At 50.0% G+C, this 15557-nt stretch carries 18 protein-coding genes and 1 other RNA gene; 8 read left to right on the forward strand and 11 right to left on the reverse strand.

What is annotated here, in order from left to right; all coding sequences use genetic code 11:
- Positions 1–54 precede the first annotated feature (54 nt).
- A complete protein-coding gene (locus tag HMPREF2872_RS08050) occupies positions 55–840 on the forward strand; it encodes an endonuclease/exonuclease/phosphatase family protein (RefSeq protein WP_070632791.1) in 786 nt (261 codons plus the stop codon).
- A gap of 161 nt (positions 841–1001) precedes the next feature.
- Here the strand turns inward: HMPREF2872_RS08050 and ssrA are convergent.
- The 3 genes from ssrA to HMPREF2872_RS08065 form a co-directional block, all read right to left on the reverse strand.
- Positions 1002–1364, reverse strand: a transfer-messenger RNA (tmRNA) gene (ssrA, locus tag HMPREF2872_RS08055).
- A 113-nt stretch (positions 1365–1477) separates the two neighbouring features.
- Entirely contained in the window at positions 1478–2692 is a 1215-nt protein-coding gene (locus HMPREF2872_RS08060) for a pyridoxal phosphate-dependent aminotransferase (RefSeq protein ID WP_070632792.1), read from the reverse strand.
- Positions 2693–2777: 85 nt separating this feature from the next.
- The gene (locus HMPREF2872_RS08065) at positions 2778–2993 is read right to left on the reverse strand and encodes a tautomerase family protein (RefSeq protein ID WP_070632794.1); all 216 of its coding nucleotides are present in this window, start codon (positions 2991–2993) and stop codon (positions 2778–2780) included.
- A gap of 165 nt (positions 2994–3158) precedes the next feature.
- Between HMPREF2872_RS08065 and HMPREF2872_RS08070 the strand changes: the two genes are divergently transcribed.
- Positions 3159–3758 (forward strand): MlaC/ttg2D family ABC transporter substrate-binding protein, encoded by a 600-nt coding sequence (locus tag HMPREF2872_RS08070; RefSeq protein WP_070632918.1) that lies wholly within the window; start codon positions 3159–3161, stop codon positions 3756–3758.
- Positions 3759–3817: 59 nt separating this feature from the next.
- Here HMPREF2872_RS08070 and efp read toward each other — a convergent pair whose 3' ends face one another.
- Genes efp through HMPREF2872_RS08085 form a run of 3 tightly spaced genes read right to left on the reverse strand, consistent with a single transcriptional unit; the run spans position 3818 to position 5889 of the window.
- Positions 3818–4378 carry an elongation factor P gene (efp, locus tag HMPREF2872_RS08075; RefSeq protein WP_049351376.1) on the reverse strand — a complete coding sequence of 187 codons (561 nt, stop codon included), beginning with the start codon at positions 4376–4378 and terminating at the stop codon, positions 3818–3820.
- A gap of 42 nt (positions 4379–4420) precedes the next feature.
- Positions 4421–5578, reverse strand: coding sequence for an elongation factor P maturation arginine rhamnosyltransferase EarP (gene earP, locus HMPREF2872_RS08080; protein ID WP_070632920.1), 1158 nt, complete (start codon positions 5576–5578; stop codon positions 4421–4423).
- Positions 5579–5610: 32 nt separating this feature from the next.
- The gene (locus HMPREF2872_RS08085; protein ID WP_003682447.1) at positions 5611–5889 is read right to left on the reverse strand and encodes a hypothetical protein; all 279 of its coding nucleotides are present in this window, start codon (positions 5887–5889) and stop codon (positions 5611–5613) included.
- A 101-nt stretch (positions 5890–5990) separates the two neighbouring features.
- Between HMPREF2872_RS08085 and nadE the strand changes: the two genes are divergently transcribed.
- Positions 5991–6779, forward strand: coding sequence for an NAD(+) synthase (gene nadE / locus HMPREF2872_RS08090; RefSeq protein ID WP_070632796.1), 789 nt, complete (start codon positions 5991–5993; stop codon positions 6777–6779).
- A 67-nt stretch (positions 6780–6846) separates the two neighbouring features.
- Here nadE and HMPREF2872_RS08095 read toward each other — a convergent pair whose 3' ends face one another.
- The gene (locus tag HMPREF2872_RS08095) at positions 6847–7047 is read right to left on the reverse strand and encodes a protein MIGRI (RefSeq protein ID WP_003682450.1); all 201 of its coding nucleotides are present in this window, start codon (positions 7045–7047) and stop codon (positions 6847–6849) included.
- Between the two features lie 116 nt (positions 7048–7163).
- On the opposite strand from HMPREF2872_RS08095, the gene HMPREF2872_RS08100 reads away from it, so the two are divergent.
- Together HMPREF2872_RS08100 and metW are read left to right on the forward strand one after the other, a co-directional pair.
- Positions 7164–8303, forward strand: coding sequence for a homoserine O-succinyltransferase MetX (locus HMPREF2872_RS08100; RefSeq protein ID WP_070632798.1), 1140 nt, complete (start codon positions 7164–7166; stop codon positions 8301–8303).
- On the forward strand, positions 8300–8881 hold the full coding sequence (gene metW / locus HMPREF2872_RS08105) for a methionine biosynthesis protein MetW (RefSeq protein ID WP_003684992.1): 582 nt from the start codon (positions 8300–8302) through the stop codon (positions 8879–8881). Before HMPREF2872_RS08100 ends, metW begins: the two co-directional genes overlap by 4 nt.
- 94 nt (positions 8882–8975) lie before the next feature.
- Here metW and HMPREF2872_RS08110 read toward each other — a convergent pair whose 3' ends face one another.
- Positions 8976–9440, reverse strand: a complete 465-nt coding sequence (locus HMPREF2872_RS08110; RefSeq protein WP_070632800.1) for a low molecular weight protein-tyrosine-phosphatase — start codon at positions 9438–9440, stop codon at positions 8976–8978.
- Positions 9441–9526: 86 nt separating this feature from the next.
- Positions 9527–10627: a conjugal transfer protein gene (locus tag HMPREF2872_RS08115; RefSeq protein WP_070632801.1), complete on the reverse strand. Its 1101-nt coding sequence runs from the start codon at positions 10625–10627 to the stop codon at positions 9527–9529.
- Positions 10628–10833: 206 nt separating this feature from the next.
- On the opposite strand from HMPREF2872_RS08115, the gene gloA reads away from it, so the two are divergent.
- Positions 10834–11247, forward strand: a complete 414-nt coding sequence (gene gloA / locus HMPREF2872_RS08120; protein ID WP_070632803.1) for a lactoylglutathione lyase — start codon at positions 10834–10836, stop codon at positions 11245–11247.
- A gap of 51 nt (positions 11248–11298) precedes the next feature.
- On the opposite strand, the gene HMPREF2872_RS08125 is transcribed toward gloA, so the two are convergent.
- Entirely contained in the window at positions 11299–12048 is a 750-nt protein-coding gene (locus HMPREF2872_RS08125) for a lysophospholipid acyltransferase family protein (protein WP_070632805.1), read from the reverse strand.
- Between the two features lie 59 nt (positions 12049–12107).
- The gene (locus tag HMPREF2872_RS08130) at positions 12108–12863 is read right to left on the reverse strand and encodes a GNAT family N-acetyltransferase (RefSeq protein ID WP_070632807.1); all 756 of its coding nucleotides are present in this window, start codon (positions 12861–12863) and stop codon (positions 12108–12110) included.
- A gap of 308 nt (positions 12864–13171) precedes the next feature.
- On the opposite strand from HMPREF2872_RS08130, the gene HMPREF2872_RS08135 reads away from it, so the two are divergent.
- On the forward strand, positions 13172–14503 hold the full coding sequence (locus HMPREF2872_RS08135; protein WP_070632809.1) for a YadA-like family protein: 1332 nt from the start codon (positions 13172–13174) through the stop codon (positions 14501–14503).
- Positions 14504–14596: 93 nt separating this feature from the next.
- The gene (locus HMPREF2872_RS08140; RefSeq protein WP_070632811.1) at positions 14597–15529 is read left to right on the forward strand and encodes an AEC family transporter; all 933 of its coding nucleotides are present in this window, start codon (positions 14597–14599) and stop codon (positions 15527–15529) included.
- The last annotated feature ends 28 nt before the right edge of the window (positions 15530–15557 follow it).

Here is a 15557-nt window from a genome sequence, read left to right on the forward strand (position 1 = left end):
TGTGGTGTAAACAACGCAACGTTTTCCTACAAATAAACCGCTTCATCACACATCATGTCTCCCCGTCCAGTTACCATTACTTCCTACAATATGCACAAAGGCATGTCTGCGCTCAACCGTAAAGTGCAGGTCAACCGCATGGCTGACGCGCTGGGTGCATTGGGTTCGGACGTTTTGTTTTTACAAGAAGTCCAAGGACAACATCTCAACAGAAGCCGCCGTACCAACTTTCCTGATGCACCGCATTATGACATCATCGGCGACAGCCTCGATTATCATCGCAGCTACGGTAAAAATGCCGTCTATCCTAAACGCCATCACGGCAACGCCATTCTCAGCCGCTTGCCGTTGAAAACGGAAAACAACCTCAATATCAGCGTCAACAAACTCGAACAACGCGGCCTGTTGCATTGCGAAGTCGTGCCAGAAGGTTGGGAAGACCCGCTGGTGTGTTTGTGTGTCCACCTCAACTTGCGCGAGCCGGACCGCCTCAAACAATACCGCGCCATTAGCGACTACGTTGGCCGATACATTCGTCCGGAAAGCCCGTTGATTATCGCCGGCGATTTCAATGACTGGCGACAGAAATCAGCGCGTGAGCTGGGCAGGGCATTAGATTTGAACGAAGTATTTGTCGATAATACAGGCAAACGCCCCAAAACCTTCCCTTCGCGCCTACCCATCCTCAGCCTCGACCGCATTTACACGCGCAATCTTGATGTCATCGATTCTGAAATCCACAACAGTAAAGACTGGCAGCATTTGTCAGATCATCTGCCATTGAGCGTAACGGTTAGACCGCATCGTAAAATGAATATGAAATCAGATAGAAAAATGTGAGGCTGAAATTTTTTAAAGCACCATTGGCAATGTATCGAAAGAAAAAGTTTTTTACTCAGATATTTGAGACAAAAACAGGCCGTCTGAAAAGTTTCAGACGGCCTGTTTAAGTTTATAAAAAAGCGCAAACCTTTTTATATCAAAAGTTTGCGCTTCAAATCTGGTGGAGGCGGGGGGAATCGAACCCCCGTCCGAAAGTCCTCTACAGAGCGTTCTACATACTTAGTTGTGTCTATTTAGAATCTCGTCCCCATCATGCCGACCAACAGGCCTTCAGGGAACCAGTTACCTTAAATCTCGTTTCCTGCCAAGTAACCCGACAGAAAACCAGTCAATGTAGAATGACGTTGCGGTAGCTTGCGCTACACAGCCCATTGACCAACTGCTGCAACGGCAGGCCTTAAGCGGCCAGTGCGTAAGTTTCGTCGTTTGCGACTATTTAGATTCAGTGTTTTACGGGGAATCTGAGACCCCGGTATGCCCGCATCTGCTTTGCAACCCCCGTCGAAACCAAGATCGCCCCCAGATAGGAAAAGTCGATTATACGCATGTCTGCGTGCTTTGCCAAGTTGCCGATTGATTGAAAAGGCCGTCTGAACAGCAGTTTGCTTTTTCAGACGGCCTGTTTGGCTTAGGTTTATTGATGGTAGTTTTGCAAGAAGCGTTTGAGTTTGTCCATGGCTTCTTCGATTTGATGAACGGGCGGCAGGGTAACGATACGGAAGTGGTCGGGGCGTATCCAGTTGAAGCCTGTGCCTTGGACGAACAAGACTTTTTCACGCACGAGCAAATCGTAGACGAATTTCATGTCGTCATGAATGCCGTACATTTCGGTATCGATTTTTGGGAACATATACATCGCGCCCATTGGTTTGACGCAGGAAACACCGGGGATTTGGTTGATCAGTTCCCATGCTTTATTGCGTTGTTCCAACAGGCGGCCGCCTGGCAGGATAAATTCGTTGATGCTTTGATAGCCGCCCAAGGCCGTCTGAATGGCGTGTTGCATCGGCGTATTGGCACACAGACGCATGGAAGAGAGCATGTCGAGGCCTTCGATATAGCCTTTGGCATGATGTTTCGGGCCGTTGAGCACCATCCAGCCTTGGCGGAAACCGGCCACGCGGTAGGCTTTGGAGAGGCCGTTAAAGGTAATGGTCAGCAAGTCGGGGGCGAGGGCGGCAATGTGATGGTGTACGGCACCATCGTAAAGAATTTTGTCGTAAATTTCGTCGGCAAAAATAATCAGGCCGTGTTTACGCGCCAGTTCGGCAATTTCCAGCAGGATTTCTTTGCTGTACACCGCGCCGGTAGGGTTGTTGGGGTTGATAACGACGATGGCTTTGGTTTTCGGCGTAATTTTGGCTTCTATATCGGCCAGATTCGGGAACCAGTCGTTTTCTTCGTCGCACAAATAATGACGCACAGTGCCGCCGGCCAGTGTTGCGGCGGCGGTCCACAGTGGATAGTCAGGCGCAGGAATCAGGATTTCATCACCGTCGTTGAGCAATGCCTGCATGGACATGGTAATCAGCTCGGAGACGCCGTTGCCGATGTAAACGTCGTTGACGGTAATATCGCGCAAGCCTTTGGTTTGATAGTAATGAACGATGGCTTTGCGTGCGGAATAAAGGCCTTTGGAGTCGCAATAGCCCTGCGCGGTCGGCAGGTTGCGGATCACGTCAACCAAAATTTCATCAGGCGCTTCAAAGCCGAACGGGGCAGGATTGCCGATATTGAGCTTGAGGATTTTGTTGCCTTCTTCTTCCAGTTGCAGGGCTTTTTTATGAACCGGGCCGCGGATGTCGTAGCAAACGTGATCCAGCTTGGACGATTTGGGAAATTTCTCCATGATGTGTGTTCCGTAAAATTGTTAACAATGGGGGTAAATTTACTCTTTTTGCGGGTAAATTAAAAGCGTTTCAGACGGCCAAAGCTTACTTATTGCGCGCTTCGGCACGGCGAATCGTCACGCTTTTACCGCCTATGCCCCAGTTGTCCATATCGATTTCGTCAATGACGACGACGGTTGTCTCAGGGTTTTTGTTGAGAACGCGTGAGAGTAATTCGGTTACGCCGCGGATTAATTCGGCTTTTTGCTCTGTGCTCGGGGCTTCGCTGCCACCGGTTACTTTGATATTGACGTAAGGCATGGCTGTTTCCTTTTAAAATAGCGTTCATATGTTATCTTATTTTTATCAGGCCGTCTGAAATTTAATTGCAGGATTTTTCATTGCTCATGACTGCTTTTACAAAGAATTAAGTTTTTTGGAATAGATTGTTTTTACAATGCGGTTTTATTTTGGATGGATATCGTCATGAACCGTTTTCTTCAGACTTTGATTGTGGCTGCGCCAATGGTAATTGCCGCGCCTTATGTGGCGGCGGAAACGCATCCGGCGCAAAAGCAGATGCAGCAGAACATTGATACCGTGTTGAAAATTGCACGCAATACGTCTTTGACAGAGGCGCAACGTGTGAAACAGGTTGAGCAGTATGCCAACCGTTATCTGGACTATGAACGTATTTCGGCTTTGGCGGTTGGTGCGCCATGGCGTGAATTTTCTGCCAAACAGAAAACCGATTTTATCCGTGCATTCAAGGATATGGTGATTGCGATGTACTCGCATTCTGCACTGATTGGTGCGGCGGATGCGAATGTGCGCCTGTTGCCGAAGATGACGGCAAACGGCAATAAGTTTGACGTTTTCTCAGAAATTCAGACCAAAAAAGGCACCAAGTATGAAGTGGCCTACCAGCTTTACCAAAGCGGCGGTGCGTATAAGATTTACAACATCCGCGTGGATGGTACCAGCTTGGTAACGGTATACCGAAATCAATTTGGCGAGCTGATTAAGAGTAAAGGCATTGACGGTACGATTGCGACTGTCGAAGCCAAGGGCTTGAAGAAACAATAAGGCAGATTGATAAAAAGGCCGTCTGAATATTCAGACGGCCTTTTTGTGTTACGGGCTGATTAAGCACGTTTGCGGAATTCGCCGGTACGGGTATCGATTTCGACTTTGTCGCCGTTTTCGATGTAAGACATCACTTGGATTTCAGTGCCGCCGACCAGACGTGCGGTTTTCATCACTTTACCGGAGGTATCGCCTTTAACGGCAGGCTCGGTGTATTCAACTTCGCGAACGATGATGGTAGGCAATTCTACGGAGATTGGGTTGCCTTCGTAGAAAGTAACTTCGCATACGTCTTCCATGCCGTCAACGATGAATTTCAACGCGTCGCCGATGTTGTCGGCTTCGATTTCGTATTGGTTGAATTCTTCGTCCATGAAGACGTACATTGGATCGGCAAAGTAGCTGTAAGTACAGTTTTTGCGGGCCAAGATTACGACGTCGAATTTGTCGTCGGCTTTGTAAATGGTTTCAGAAGCGGCACCAGTCAGCAGGTTTTTCAGTTTCATGCTGACTTTGGCGGAAGAGCGACCACCTTTGATGTATTCGGTTTTTTGAACAACCATAGGGTCGTTGCCGACCATGAATACGTTGCCGGCGCGCAGTTCTTGTGCTGTTTTCATTGTAGTTTTCCAATCAAATCGGTTGTAATAAAACGCGCTATTTTAGCGTATTTTTTTGTGCTTTGAAATAAAGGCGGCAAGTTTTTCGACAGCACTTTTTTGGGTAAAAAGTCCGTCCCGCCATTTTGCCGCGCTTTGACGCCATTCGTTTTGGTGTGCCGTCAGGGTTTGCCATGCCTGCAGGCGTTGGCTGTCGCTGAGTGCTTCTCCGTTGTTGAGTTCGTCGGAAAGACGGTGATGTGCCGTGGCGACAACATCCGGATAAACCTGATGCGCTTTGTCCCAAAACGCGTGCAGTTTGTCGAGATGGATATTTTCTTCTTGCGGATAGATGTGCCAAAAGAAAGGTTTTCCGGCGAGCTGGGCGCGAACAAAGCTGTCTTCGCCGCGTATGACGGCGCCGTCGGCAAGATTGAGCAGTTTATCGAAATCCTGTTGGGCAACGAAAGGGATTTTGATCAGGGTAACGTGTTCGCTTTGATACACATCGCCGTCTTCAAGCAGGGCGTTTTGCGGCACTAGGCCGCTGTTTTTCAGGCTGGCGATGATTTGCGTACCTGTAAGCAGCAGGGTAATGGGTTGGCCGGCCTGTTGCCACATAGTCAGCCATTTTGCCCAAATATCGCTTTGATAGCCGAAAAGCAGCCATTCGGGGGCAGTTTTGGCGGGAAGTTTAAGTTGTCGGCGTAAGGCTTCCGTATCAAATCCGGCAGATTCGGCATAATCGCGTTCGCGCAGCAGGCCGCCGCTTTTTTCGCTGAAACCCATAAACCAAAAGTATTTCTGTATGCCGCCGGCTTGGGGCGAAGGCATTAAGTGCAGCCTCTCGTTGCTGTCTTCCGCGCTGAGGTATTCCCAGTTAAGCCAAAGTGGTCGGTGTCGGTGGATGATGGTTTGAACGTTGTCGGGCAGTTCGCAGGCGAAGGTTTCGATGACGATGTCGGGGGTAGGGGCTGTATCGGTATCTTCGGCATGGTCGGTTTGCCAAGTGTGAATGCCGATGCCTTGATAGATATTGGGAATCGAGGTCAAGTCAGGGTAGAGTGCCTGAAGGGAGGGGAAGTCGTCTGTCCATAAATGCACTTGCCAGTCGAGTTCGCGTTGCAAAATACGCGCCAGCCGCCATGAAACGCCGATGTCGCCGAAGTTGTCGATGACGTTGCAGAAAATCCAGCAGGTATAAGGTGGGGTGGTGTTCATGGAAAAAATATGCCCAAGGCCGTCTGAAAACATCAGAATGCGCCGAAATAGTGGAACAAATAAACAATCAGCAAAACAATCGGGATAAACATCCAAATGCTTTGCCGTTTCAGTTCAGGCTCTTGTTTGAGGTGGTGTTTGATGACATCAAAGAGGACGAACTTGAATAGGAACGTGGCTTCGCAGGCAAGGATGATGCCGTTGATGAGGTGTTGCGTTTTGTCTTCGGGCGGGTTGAGGGCAAACCACAAGAGGGTGGCGAGCGGAATCAGGCAGACAACGAGCCAGCGCAGAAGGATGGGTTTGGACATGGTGTGCGTGCAAGAAATAAAAAGGCATTATACCCTGTCGTCTTTCAGACAAGTGCAAATCAGGCTATCATTCGTTTTATTTGAAGCGAACATTCATCCCTATGCAAACCCAAGCCATCATCCGTCATATTGTTCAATGGCTCAAAGATTACGCCGAGCAGGTGCATGCCAAAGGTTTTGTCGTCGGCGTATCCGGCGGCATCGATTCTGCCGTGGTTTCCACACTTACCGCGCAAACCGGTTTGTCGGTTTTGTTGTTGGAAATGCCGATTCGTCAGAAAGCTGACCAAGTTAACCGCGCGCAAGAACACATGGGCCGTCTGAAACAGCGTTATCCCAATGTAAAAGCGCAAAGCGTCGATTTGACCCAAACGTTCGATACGTTTGCCGATACCGTTGACGTTAGCGAAACCGAATTTCCCAACAAACAGCTGGCACTTGCCAATGCACGCAGCCGCCTGCGCATGACAACGCTTTATTATTACGGGCAGTTGCATGGTTTGCTGGTGGCGGGGACGGGCAATAAAATTGAAGATTTCGGCGTCGGTTTTTTCACCAAATACGGCGACGGCGGCGTGGACATCAGCCCGATTGCCGATTTGACCAAAACTCAAGTGTACGCTTTGGCAGCCGAGCTGGACGTGTCGGAGGATATTCAAAAAGCCGTACCGACGGACGGACTTTGGGATACCGAGCGTACCGATGAAGAACAAATGGGCGCATCTTATCCCGAACTCGAATGGGCGATGAGTGTGTACGACAGCCACAAGCCTGAAGATTTTGAGGGCAGACAGCGCGAAGTTTTGGCGATCTATACTCGATTGCACAAAGCCATGCAGCACAAAGTCAATCCGATTCCGGTTTGCAAGATTCCGGAAGAGCTGTTTTAAGTTTGAACATCAAAAGGCCGTCTGAAAACGCTGGATTAAGGTTTCAGACGGCCTTTTATATTTTATTTCAATAAGAATTGGGAATATGTTTGAAAAACAGCATCATCAGATACCAAAACAGCGTAGCGGCCGCCGCGCCAAGCAATACCCACGCGCTGATTTTGGCGATTTCCCGAATGGTACGCTTTTGTTTGCGGCTGAACAAACGGTTCACAATCAATGCCGCTATGGCGCAAAAGAAAAAAAATCGCAAAAGCCTGCCTATCATTCCACATTCTCCCAAAAATATTGCCTTTAATCAGGGCAGGCCGTCTGAAGCCTCATGCACAAAACAAAAACGAAACGTTATAATACCCCTTTTGCCGCTTCACTTGGAAATTACAAATGACAACAAATGCCTCAGTGGGCATTGTAACGCCCCAGAAAATCCCGTTTGACACACCGCTTGCTCTGGAAAACGGCAAAACCTTACCTCGTTTCGATCTGATGATTGAAACCTACGGCACACTCAATGCCGACAAAAGCAATGCCGTCCTTATCTGCCACGCCCTGTCAGGCAATCATCACGTTGCCGGCAAGCACAGTGCGGAGGATAAATACGCCGGCTGGTGGGACAATATGGTCGGCCCCGGCAAACCCATCGATACCGAACGCTTTTTCGTTGTCGGTTTGAACAACTTGGGCGGCTGCGACGGCAGTACCGGCCCTTTGTCCGAAAATCCTGAAACCGGCCACGAATATGGCGCAGATTTTCCGGTTGTAACCGTCAAAGACTGGGTGAAGTCCCAATCCATGCTTGCCGATTACCTCGGCATTCAAAAATGGGTGGCCATTGTCGGCGGCAGCTTGGGCGGTATGCAGGCATTGCAATGGACGATTTCTTTGCCTGAACGCGTTGCACACGCGCTCGTTATCGCTTCTGCGCCTAAACTTTCCACTCAAAACATCGCGTTTAACGATGTTGCCCGTCAGGCTATTTTGACCGATCCCGATTTCCATGAAGGCAATTACCGTAGCCATCATACCGTTCCTTCACGCGGTTTGCGTATTGCGCGCATGATGGGGCACATCACCTATCTTGCCGAAGACGGCTTAGGTAAAAAATTCGGCCGCGATTTAAAATCAGACGGCTATCAATATGGCTATGGCGTTGAATTTGAAGTGGAATCTTATCTTCGCTATCAAGGCGACAAGTTTGTCGGCCGTTTCGATGCCAATACTTATCTGCTGATGACCAAGGCACTCGACTACTTCGACCCGGCCGCCGATTACGGCCACAACCTCACGCGCGCCGTGGAGAATGTGCAGGCCAAGTTTTTTGTTGCCAGCTTCAGCACCGATTGGCGCTTCTCGCCGCAACGTTCGCATGAATTGGTCAAGGCATTAATCGCCGCGCAAAAATCCGTGCAGTACATTGAAGTCAAATCCAATCACGGCCACGATGCCTTCTTGATGGAAGATGAAGCCTATATCCGCGCGGTTGCCGCTTACATGAACAACGTTTACAAGGACTGCCAAAAATGAATCTGCGCGACGATTTGCAACTCATTTACGATTGGATACCCGAAGGCAGCCGCGTACTCGATTTAGGCTGCGGCGACGGCGAACTGTTGGCCGCGTTGGTGGAACATAAAAATTGCACCGGCTACGGCGTTGAAATCGATACCGACAGTGTGATTGCCGCCATATCCCGCGGCGTGAACGTCATTCAAGCCGATTTGGAAGAAGGTTTAGTGGCTTTTGGCGATCAAAGTTTTGATGTGATTGTCTTGAGCCAAACCATTCAGGCGATGCAGAATACGGAAAAAATCCTGCGCTGCCTGATGCGCGTGGCCAAGCAGGCTATTGTCAGCTTCCCTAACTTCGGCTACTGGCGCAACCGCTTTCAAATCGCCATCGGCGGCCATATGCCGGTTTCCGAGCGGATGCCGTATCATTGGTACGATACGCCCAATATCCATTGGTGTACCCTTAAAGACTTCGATTTATTGTGTGCCAAAAACAAAATCCGCGTGCTTGAGCGTGCGGTCATGACCGGCAATAAACAGATTAAACATCTGCCGAATTTATTGGGCAGTCTGGCGTTTTATCGCGTAGGTTGATTGAGGTCATAGATAAAGACCGTCTGAACAGGTAATCACGAAAGCATGGCTTTGCAGATACCTGTTCAGACGGCCTTTTTTTGTTAAAGCCGGTTTAAGCCTGTTTCAATTTTTCCAACAAGGCCAAACTGCCGGCATCGACCAGACGGTAGGTTTCGTCAAAGTCGCCTGCGTACCATGGATCGGGAACGTGGTTGTAACCTGAATCGGGAATAAGGTCGGTCAGTTTGAAGATTTTGCCGGGGTGGAAACCGAGCTGTTTTTCGGTTTCTCTGAGGTTGTTGTCGTCCATCACGATGATGTAGTCGAAATGTTCGGCATCGCTGGGTTTGATTTTGCTGCTGGTAAAGCCTGACGGGTCGATGCCGTGTTGCTTGAGTGCGCGGCGTGTGCCTTCGTGCATGTCTTCTCCGTCATGCCAACCTGATGTGCCTGCGCTGGCTGTAATGACGGCATTGCCCATGCCTGCTTCGCGGGCGCGGTGGCGCAGGACGTATTCGGCCATGGGGGAGCGGCAGATGTTGCCGAGGCAGACGAAAAGGATTTTGTGGGTTTTCATATGCGTGAAAATGAGCGGTAAGGTTTGAAAATCAATGCAACACGCCAAACCGTTTTCAGACGGCCTTGGCGTGTTGCATTTTCAACTTAGTTTACATGGCTGAAGAAAGGATTGTGGCCTTCCAGTTTTAACGCTTGGGCATAAGTAGGGATGTTCTCGTTTTCGCCCAATGGGTTGTGCAGCAGGTAGAGGTGCTCGATTCGGCATTCGGCCATCAGGTCGAGGAAGTTTTGCTGAACGATGGCGATATTGTCGGTTGAGGCCAGCTCCCAAGTGAAGGTCTGCGGAACGATTTCAAACGCGCTGTCTGTTGCGTTGAAGCTGAACTGGAGCTTACCGTCCGCTTTTGCTGCGGCAACAACGCCGACACGTGGGCTTTGCATACGGATGGCGCGGATGGCGTTGGTGGCAAAAACGTCCATCGCCATGCGTTGGCGGGTGTGGCTGCCGTCGGTAAGCGCGTCAAGCGGCGTATTGGGCGAGAGCGGGTTGGTAAAGAGGGTAACGCCGTCAAGGGCGAGATGCTCTTGCCAAACCTGCATCAATGGCAGGCCTGCCTGTTGCAAGTTGAGGCCCAAGGCCGTCTGAATGTCTTTATTGCCGTAGCCCAGCGCGTAAACAACATGGACGGATTGACCTTCGGGCAGCGTCAATGGTTTGTATTCGAATTTTTGCAGGAATGCGCCTGCCGCTTCATCGTTTTGCTTGGCTTGGAACCACTCGCCCGGGGTAACGCTGCTCAAGTCGGTAGATTGGACGAGGTAGGGCAGCCATTGCGTATTTTGCGTGAGGGTGCGCAGGTTCGGGTAGTTTTGCAGGCAGGCGAAGAGGGCTTCGGTAGGCAATGTAAGCGGCAGGGTTTGTTCTTTTTTGCAACCGGCGACCAAAACGACAGGCAGGGCAAACCATTGGGCTTCGTTATCGTTTTCTGCCTTCAGGACTTCGCCTACGCTTTGAATCAGGCTGGTGTAAGTGCCGACATCGGGCGCCATGGTCATCGCCAATGAAAGGTTGATGTAATGGTTTTGGCTGAGCATGGTACGGATTTCGGTTTGCAGTTGGCCGGCCGAAAGCTTGCGTGATGCGGAGGAGGAGTTGTGCGCCAGTTGATAGGCATTGAGCAGAAGGTAGTTTTTGATAGGGCTCTGCGGATAAGGGCGGGTATCTGGAAGAACAAAGGTTTTCATGACGGTTTGAAGTGTTGTGTTGTAAGTGTGGCGATTATAGCAATTTAGTCAGTCGGTGTGCTTGTTAATAAATTAAATTCAAATGGCGATAGGGGATACGCTTCATTTTTATATGGTTTAAGTATCGGCATTTTCTAAGTCGAGGAGGGTAAATGCCCGATATGTTATAATCCATGACCAAACATAATTCAGAAAGGAACAAAATCATGCGCTTGCTTCATACTATGTTGCGTGTTGGCAATCTCGAACGCTCTTTGGGTTTCTATCAAAACGTATTGAACATGCAACTGCTGCGCCGCCGTGATTATCCTGAAGGCCGTTTTACTTTGGCTTTTGTCGGTTATGGCGATGAGGCGGACCATACTGTTTTGGAACTGACCCACAACTGGGATACCGAGTCTTACGACTTGGGCGAGGCTTACGGCCATATCGCGATTGAAGTTGATGACGCTTACGCTGCGTGCGAACGTGTCAAAGAGATGGGCGGTAAAGTGGTACGCGAAGCCGGCCCGATGAAACACGGCACGACTGTGATTGCGTTTGTCGAAGATCCGGACGGCTACAAAATTGAATTTATTCAAAAGAAAAGCGGTAGCGATTCGGTACAATATTCATCTTAAGACATAAGATAATGGAAAAGGCCGTCTGAACATTCAGACGGCCTTTTTTGATTAGCCCAACTGTTTTTGCTTTTCGCTCAACAGGGCGTGTATGTGAAGCGCAGTAGCGTAGCGGTCTTCTCCCGCTTCAATCGGATCGAGGAAATGCAGCTCGACCGTGCTGGAAGGCTGGCTGATGACCATGCAGATAGATTGCCAGAGGCTGATGTCACCGTAGTAGGCAGTGTGCGGATTAGGGCTGCTGCCGTCCGGATTCGGATAGCGGCAGAGTGCTGGAATAATCGGTACGCCTGCATCATAGGCCGTCTGAAAAAAGCTGGGTTTGAACGGCAGGATTTCACGGCCTTCGGTACTGGTGCCTTCGGGGAAAATGGTGACGGTATCGCCGTTTTTCAGTGCTTCGGTTACGCCGGCGATTTTGGCGGAATTGCCTTTGATGCCGCGGTTGCGCGAGACGTAAACCGTTTGCGCCTGTGTGGCGAGATAACCGACCACCGGCCATTTGGCCACATCGTCTTTAGCTACAAAACGGCCGGGAAATGCGCCGTTAACCGCCATAATGTCCAACCATGAAATATGGTTGCTGATAATCAGCTGACCGCGATCTTCTTGCGGCGGCGTGCCGAAGGTTTGCAGTTTCATGCCGCAGGAAGCAAGCACGCGCAGCGACCATAATTGGATTGCGCGCAGTTTGCGTTTGCTGCTGTAAAAGGGAAACAGAAAAAACATTTCGGCCATGCCGTACAAAAGGCAGCCGGCAATACAGAGAAGACGGAAGATAAAACGGATTTTGGCGGTCATTGTGTGTGTTTTTTTTATAAAGATTAGGCAGGTCGTCTGAAGTTTCAGACGGCCTTTTATTATGAATCGGTTTTAGGGGCAAAACGCTGCAAGTAGCGGTCGGAAAGGTGGCTGATGTCCATCATGATCAGCACATCCGCGCAGTTGAATGCTTCATCGACGCAAGGCTCGCCGCAAAACCACGCGCCTGCTTTGAGATAGCCTTTGATCAGTGCGGGTACAGGCGGATTTTCAGACGGCGTGATGCTGTCCCATTTGAGCGGGTTGAGTGGTTTGACGCGCCATTGTTCCGGAGCGAGGTATTTGTCTTTCAAAGCATGATACAGGCCCGCCGCATCGTTGCCGCCGTCGCGCATTTCGATACTGCCGCAACCAATCATAAAGCGCAGGTTTTCGTCTTTCATGAATTTGACCAAACCGGTCCACAACAGCATGACCAAGCCGCCGTTGCGGTAGTCCGGGTGGGTACAGGCGCGGCCGAGTTCGACGGTTTGCGGCAGAATGTTTTTCAAAGGCTCAAGGTCAAATTCATGCTCGCTGTACCAGCCGCCGACTTTTTTTGCGGTTTCTTCGGTAATCAGGCGGTAGCAGCCGATAACTTCGCCGGTTGCATCATCGAAGGCAAGCAGGTGGTGGCAATGCTCATCATAAGGATCGACATCACGGCCGTCATCGCTTTCGATTTCCGCCCCCAATTCTTGGGCAAAAACCTGATAGCGCAATCTTTGGGCGGCTTCGATTTCAGCTTGGGTTTCTGCAAGGCGTACGCTCAGGCCGATTTTGGGGCCCGTTTGATTGAAACGGCTGGGGGACATGATGTTTCCTGTTTGAAGAAAATGGCTGATTATAGCGGATATAAGGACAGATTTATATTGATTTGCTTTGCGGTAGGGCAAATTATGTCGGGTTGTTGGAAAAAGGCTTCAGGCCGTCTGAAACTGATGGCTGTTTAGAAAGATGGCCAAGAACATTTGCCAGGATGTTTGAAATTTATGACATAAATCAAAATATTTATCCGAATTATTTAATATGAGAATAAAAATATATACAATATAACTAGTTCAAAAGTATTAATATGATTGAATGGGATATTTTTAATATTTAAAAAATGGAGAATATAAAGATGAAACTGAATGTATCGCTCAGACCTTTGTGTTTGGCTTTAGCGCTTTTTTTCGGTACTGCGTATGCGGACGGAGGTATCGTTGCTGGAACCATGCACAAGACGGGTTCTTTGGCTGTCGGTAAAGAATCCGTATCGGGCGAAAATGCCACTGCAGTTGGCGACAAGGCTAAAGCAGGCGGCTATAAGGCGGCTGCTTTGGGTTATGATTCTGCCGCTTCCGGTTTGAGCGCAACCGCTTTGGGTGGCGAATCCAAGGCGGAGGCATTGCGGTCGGTGGCGGTTGGCTTTCGGGCCCATGCCAAGGGAACAAATGATGTAGCAGTCGGTGGCGCAGCAGCTGCTTCTGGCGGTCAATCTGTTGCAGTTGGCCTGCTGTCCAAGGCTTCGGCTTTGCGTGCCGTTGCGGTAGGTAATGGCGCGCAGGCAAGTAATATTGATGCAGTAGCTATCGGCAGAGATAGTGAGGCGGATGCGCTCAGTGCAACGGCCTTAGGTGATCGAGCTAAAGCACGTGGAACTCAATCACTTGCGCTGGCATCGGCTGCTGAAGCAGAAGGTTATCAAGCAGTGGCGGTCGGTACGCGTGCGGTATCGAATGCCGTAAACAGTGTGGCTTTGGGTGTAGAGTCTTCCGCCACGGCCTTGAACGGTCTGGCTGTCGGCACCAGCTCCAGCGTGCGTAAAGAAGGTGGTACCGCAGTCGGCGGCGGCGCATCGGCTTTGGAAGAGAAATCTTTGGCACTCGGTTTCCAAGCCAAAGGTAAAGCCGAAAAAGCAGTGGCTCTGGGTGCGCAAAGTATCGCAGATTCGGCTGCAGGGCAGGCAGGCTATGATTTTGCGACACAGTCGGCAAGTCAATCTGAAGAAACGGCATGGAAATCGACATTGGGCGCGGTTTCGGTTGGCAATGAAAAGGACAGCCGTCAAATTACCCATGTGGCTGCCGGTACTCAGGATACGGATGCGGTAAATGTGGCTCAGGTTAAAAGGCTTGCGGAAAGATGGCAGGCCGACAGTCAGCAAAAAGAGTCGGCGGTGGCTGCTCAAATCAATCAAATACGAGCTGAAACACGCGTAGAAATGAAAAAACTGGAAGACCGTGCGGATGCCGGCTCTGCCGCTGCGATTGCGGTGGGTAATCTGGGACAAGCTTACCAGCCGGGACAGGGTGCAGTATCCATTGGCAGCGGCGTTTGGCGCGGAAAGGCCGGTTTTGCTGTCGGAGTATCGAAAGTATCCGCCAGTGGCAAATGGCTGGTGAAAGGTTCGGCTGTTGGCGCATCTAAGGGTGGTGCAGGCGGTGGAGCCAGCGTAACCTATCTGTGGTAGAAAATTTCAGATGGCCTTGAATGTTGAGGCTGTCTGAATTTGGCATGCGAAGCGGTAGAAGCGTAAAATTAACGTTTTTGCCGCTTTTTTATTATGGAAACCTCTTTCCTGCTTGCCGGAAAAATTACCGAGCTGACGCTGATTGTTTTGATGGGTGTGGCCTTGGTGAAGGCCGGGCTGTTGAAATCGGAAAACAGCTACACGCTCTCTGTTATCGCACTTTATCTGATCAGCCCGTCCGTCATGATTCACGCTTTTCAGATGGACAATACGCCGCAGATTATTGAAGGGCTGAAGCTTTCCGTCATGCTGGCGGTGTTTTTCCATGTGGTGTTGATTGTTTTGGGCAGGTTGTTTAAGCACTTGTTCAAACTCGATGCGCTTGAACACGCGGCGACGGTGTACAGTAATTCGGGCAACCTGATTATCCCTTTGGTGATGTCGGTCTTTGGTGCGGAATGGGTGATTTACACCAGCGGTTTTATCATGGTGCAGACGTTTTTGTTTTGGACGCATCTGCGCCTGTTGATTTGCGGCCGCGGCAATGTGGCTTGGAAAACCATTTTCACCAATATCAACATCTTATCCATGCTGGTCGGGCTGCTGATGTTTACCTTTCAAATCAAGCTGCCGCATATTGTCGATAATACTTTGGCGACGGTAGGCGGCATGATTGGCCCGGTTGCCATGTTGGTGGCGGGCATGCTTTTGGCTTCTTTGCCGCTGCGCTTGATTATGTGGACGCCGAGGCTGTATCTTGTTGCTTTTTTAAGGTTGATTTTGATTCCGATATTATTGCTTTTTGCCGTCAAAGTTTGCGGTTTTGCCCATCATGATGCGCATGCGGATACGGTTGTTTTAATCAGCTTTTTGGCAACGACTTCGCCTGCCGCCTCGACAGTTACCCAAATGGCGGTTGTTTACGGCAAAAATGCCCAAAAAGCCAGCGCGATTTACGGGCTGACAACCTTGCTTTGTGTGGTAACCATGCCGGTGATGATTGCGTTATATCGTTGGATTATTTAAGAAAAGGACAGGCCGTCTGAAACTTTAG

This window comes from Neisseria sp. HMSC069H12 (genome assembly GCF_001812735.1).
Lineage (GTDB): Bacteria > Pseudomonadota > Gammaproteobacteria > Burkholderiales > Neisseriaceae > Neisseria > Neisseria subflava.

Coding starts and splice junctions, on each gene's coding strand:
- HMPREF2872_RS08050 (WP_070632791.1), top strand. CDS start 55: ATGTCTCCCCGTCCAGTTACCATTACTTCCTACAATATGCACAAAGGC.
- HMPREF2872_RS08060 (WP_070632792.1), bottom strand. CDS start 2,692: ATGGAGAAATTTCCCAAATCGTCCAAGCTGGATCACGTTTGCTACGAC.
- HMPREF2872_RS08065 (WP_070632794.1), bottom strand. CDS start 2,993: ATGCCTTACGTCAATATCAAAGTAACCGGTGGCAGCGAAGCCCCGAGC.
- HMPREF2872_RS08070 (WP_070632918.1), top strand. CDS start 3,159: ATGAACCGTTTTCTTCAGACTTTGATTGTGGCTGCGCCAATGGTAATT.
- efp (WP_049351376.1), bottom strand. CDS start 4,378: ATGAAAACAGCACAAGAACTGCGCGCCGGCAACGTATTCATGGTCGGC.
- earP (WP_070632920.1), bottom strand. CDS start 5,578: ATGAACACCACCCCACCTTATACCTGCTGGATTTTCTGCAACGTCATC.
- HMPREF2872_RS08085 (WP_003682447.1), bottom strand. CDS start 5,889: ATGTCCAAACCCATCCTTCTGCGCTGGCTCGTTGTCTGCCTGATTCCG.
- nadE (WP_070632796.1), top strand. CDS start 5,991: ATGCAAACCCAAGCCATCATCCGTCATATTGTTCAATGGCTCAAAGAT.
- HMPREF2872_RS08095 (WP_003682450.1), bottom strand. CDS start 7,047: ATGATAGGCAGGCTTTTGCGATTTTTTTTCTTTTGCGCCATAGCGGCA.
- HMPREF2872_RS08100 (WP_070632798.1), top strand. CDS start 7,164: ATGACAACAAATGCCTCAGTGGGCATTGTAACGCCCCAGAAAATCCCG.
- metW (WP_003684992.1), top strand. CDS start 8,300: ATGAATCTGCGCGACGATTTGCAACTCATTTACGATTGGATACCCGAA.
- HMPREF2872_RS08110 (WP_070632800.1), bottom strand. CDS start 9,440: ATGAAAACCCACAAAATCCTTTTCGTCTGCCTCGGCAACATCTGCCGC.
- HMPREF2872_RS08115 (WP_070632801.1), bottom strand. CDS start 10,627: ATGAAAACCTTTGTTCTTCCAGATACCCGCCCTTATCCGCAGAGCCCT.
- gloA (WP_070632803.1), top strand. CDS start 10,834: ATGCGCTTGCTTCATACTATGTTGCGTGTTGGCAATCTCGAACGCTCT.
- HMPREF2872_RS08125 (WP_070632805.1), bottom strand. CDS start 12,048: ATGACCGCCAAAATCCGTTTTATCTTCCGTCTTCTCTGTATTGCCGGC.
- HMPREF2872_RS08130 (WP_070632807.1), bottom strand. CDS start 12,863: ATGTCCCCCAGCCGTTTCAATCAAACGGGCCCCAAAATCGGCCTGAGC.
- HMPREF2872_RS08135 (WP_070632809.1), top strand. CDS start 13,172: ATGAAACTGAATGTATCGCTCAGACCTTTGTGTTTGGCTTTAGCGCTT.
- HMPREF2872_RS08140 (WP_070632811.1), top strand. CDS start 14,597: ATGGAAACCTCTTTCCTGCTTGCCGGAAAAATTACCGAGCTGACGCTG.